Source organism: Stenotrophomonas sp. PS02289 (assembly GCF_029960115.1).
GTDB lineage: Bacteria > Pseudomonadota > Gammaproteobacteria > Xanthomonadales > Xanthomonadaceae > Stenotrophomonas.
This window is the reverse complement of record NZ_JASCOZ010000287.1, coordinates 1-2,953: the sequence shown is the minus strand read 5'-3', so window position 1 is coordinate 2,953 and position 2,953 is coordinate 1. Positions and strand designations below refer to the sequence as shown.

The window sequence follows — 2,953 nt, the reverse complement described above, 5'->3', positions numbered from 1 at the left end:
ATGCCGGTAGCGCCGGCCGTTGGCCGGCCCAGGCGGTGTGTCATCGTGCGAATCGATGACACGCCGATACCATCACGCTACCTTGTTCCACACTTGGAATCCGGTCAGCCAAAGCCCGAGCATACTGCCCAGATTGGTCAGCATGAACGTCAACACGACGCGGGTGACCCGGTTCCGGTACCACCCCTTCAGCGTCTGCGCATCATCACGCAGCTTCAGGAAGTCCTCATACGCCGGCTTGCGCAGCCGCGTTTCCACCAGTGCGGCAAACGCGCCAGTGGGAATGCTGAGCCGGAACGGTTTGAAAGGCGCGACCACGATGGCGGTCAGGATGCTCAACGGATGGCTGCCGGCCAGCAGGCAGCCCAGACCGGCGAGGCCGCCGGTATACATGGCCCAGGTCACCAGCAGCTCGGCACCCATGCCCAGACCGCCGCGATAGAAGCCGACGGCGATGCCGGTGATCACGACGGCCAGAATGCCCAGCGTGATCCACGGAATGTTGCGCTTGGGCGGTACGGCTTCCAGCGACTCACGCAACGGACCGGGGGCATCGGTATCACTTTCCAGGTACTTCGCGAGCCCGGCCAGGTGGCCGGCACCGACCACCGCCAGCACTTCGCGCTGGGCGGGGTCGTGGGTCTCGCGCAGGCGCGTGGCCATGTAGCGGTCACGCTCGCCGATGATGGTTTCGTAGAGCTCAGGGCTTTCGCTGGCGAACTCGCCGAAGCTGGCTTCGAGCATGTCGCCCTGCTTGAGCTTCTCGATCTCGTCTTCGCCCACGTCTTCCGACGCGAACAGACCGGCACCCAGGCCCATCACCAGCTTGATCTTGCCGAAGAAGCCCAGCCGCTGCGAGGCGCGCTTGAAGGTCAGGCCGACCTCGCGGTCGATCAGATGCACCGGCAGGTTGCGTTCGTTGGCCAGGCCCACCGCACGCTTGAGTTCGGCACCGGGTTCAATGCCCAGCTGTTCGGCCAGTCGGCGCTGATAGGCCGCCAGGGCAAGGTTGGCGGCGAACAGGGCGACGCGACCCTTGCGGATCACCTCGATCAGGTCCAGCTTGTGCAGCGCATCGGGATTGGTCAGCGCCTGCAGGCGCTGCGGATCCAGTTCCACTGCCACGGCGTCGAAGCGACCGCTGCCGATGGCTTTCTCAACGGCCTCCACGCTGGCCTGGGAGACGTGCGCGGTACCCAGCAGGGTGTAGCGCACGCCGTCGCGTTCGACCACCTTGACCGGTTGCCCGGCGAACAGGGTGTCGTCGCTGTCTTGCGTTGTAATGTCGGTCATTGCGTCATTCATTGGAGGGGGCGCTGTCGGCTCCATCGCCGAGCGCGCGCTGCATCTGCACGGTGTCCAGCCAGCGGCCATGCTTGCGGCCGAGGCCACGGAACACGCCGACCAGATGGAAGCCGAAGCGTTCGTGCAGTTTGATCGAGGCAGTGTTGGAAGGTTCCCCGATCACCGCCACCATCTGACGGTAGCCACGCGCGACGCAGGCGTCGATCAACCCCTGCATCAGCGCGGTGCCGACGCCACGGCCCTGGAAAGCGGCATCGACGTAGACCGAGTTTTCCACGGTCCACTGGTAGGCAATGCGCGCGCGGTAGGTGTTGGCATAGGCGTAACCGGCCACCTGGCCGTCGACGACGGCGACGATGTAGGGAAAGCCCCGCCCCTTGATGTCGTGCATGCGCCGTTGCATCTCGGTGGCGTCGGGGACTTCGTACTCATAGGTGTTGACGAAGTCGGTGACTTCCACCGCATAGATGGCGGTGATGGCGGCGATATCCTCGTCGCAGGCGTCGCGCAGGTGCACGGTCACGGGGCAGGGGTCCTGTAGGTTCAGTCGATGTAGCGCTTGAGCAGATCGCCGTAAGCGTCGATGCGGCGGTCGCGCAGGAACGGCCAGATACGGCGAACGTGCTCGCTGCGCTGCAGGTCGACCTCGCAGACCAGCACGGTGGGATCGCCACCGGCTTCGGCGATGAACTCACCCTGCGGGCCGAGCACATGGCTGTTGCCCCAGAACTGGATGCCGGAGGCACCGAGCGGCGAGGGCTCATGGCCGACGCGGTTGCAGCTGAGCACGGGCACGCCGTTGGCGACGGCATGGCCGCGGTGGCTGAGCACCCAGGCGTCACGCTGGCGGTTCTGTTCGTCCTGCTGGTCGTCCGGATCCCAGCCGATGGCGGTGGGGTAGAGCAGCAGTTCGGCCCCGGCCAGGGCCATCAGGCGGGCGGCTTCGGGGTACCACTGGTCCCAGCAGACGAGCACGCCAAGACGACCGACCGAGGTGTCGATGGGCTTGAAGCCGATATCACCGGGGGTGAAGTAGAACTTCTCGTAGAAGCCCGGATCATCCGGAATGTGCATCTTGCGATATTTGCCGAGCAGGGTGCCGTCCTTCTCGAACACCACGGCGGTGTTGTGATACAGGCCGGCGGCACGGCGCTCGAACAGCGAGCCGACGATGACCACGCCATGCTTCTTTGCGAGCGCGCCCAGGCGTTCGGTGCTGGGGCCGGGAATCGGCTCGGCCAGGTCGAACTCATCGACCGATTCATGCTGGCAGAAGTACGCGCCGTTATGCAGTTCCTGCAGCAGGACCAGCTTGGCTCCCTGCGCGGCCGCTTCAGCCACGCGCGTTTCGATCACAGCCAGATTGGCCTCGGCATCGCCATGGTTGCGCTCCTGGATCAGGGCGACGGTAAGGGGGTGACGTGGGCTCATCCGATGCGGGTCCTGCAGGCAGAAAAACGCAGTTTATCGCGGATGCGTCGGCATCGCGTGTCGATCGTTGAATGCGCGCCAACGGTTGGATTCAGGCGAACAACCCTCTGCTGCCGGTCTACGTGTCTGGGGCCGGCGGGTGGGGGGTACGGGACACGCCTTAAATCTCCAGTTAGGCTCGGGCGGCACATCCATGTGCCTTTACGGTCCCGTACCC

The 2,953-nt window shown here is 65.1% G+C and carries 3 protein-coding genes; all 3 read right to left on the bottom strand.

What is annotated here, in order from left to right:
- Positions 1–72: 72 nt before the first annotated feature.
- From QMX83_RS21000 to QMX83_RS20990, 3 genes are read right to left on the bottom strand one after another with little or no spacing between them, the layout of a single operon-like run.
- Complete coding sequence (locus tag QMX83_RS21000; RefSeq protein WP_282298562.1) at positions 73–1,293, bottom strand: TraB/GumN family protein; 1,221 nt, start codon at positions 1,291–1,293, stop codon at positions 73–75.
- A 4-nt stretch (positions 1,294–1,297) separates the two neighbouring features.
- Positions 1,298–1,828, bottom strand: a complete 531-nt coding sequence (locus QMX83_RS20995) for a GNAT family N-acetyltransferase (RefSeq protein ID WP_282298561.1) — start codon at positions 1,826–1,828, stop codon at positions 1,298–1,300.
- Between the two features lie 20 nt (positions 1,829–1,848).
- A complete protein-coding gene (locus QMX83_RS20990) occupies positions 1,849–2,736 on the bottom strand; it encodes a carbon-nitrogen hydrolase (protein ID WP_282298560.1) in 888 nt (295 codons plus the stop codon).
- Between the last annotated feature and the right edge of the window lie 217 nt (positions 2,737–2,953).

Excerpts from the sequence above, each read along its gene's own strand:
- QMX83_RS21000 (WP_282298562.1), bottom strand. The coding sequence starts at position 1,293 with ATGACCGACATTACAACGCAAGACAGCGACGACACCCTGTTCGCCGGG.
- QMX83_RS20990 (WP_282298560.1), bottom strand. The coding sequence starts at position 2,736 with ATGAGCCCACGTCACCCCCTTACCGTCGCCCTGATCCAGGAGCGCAAC.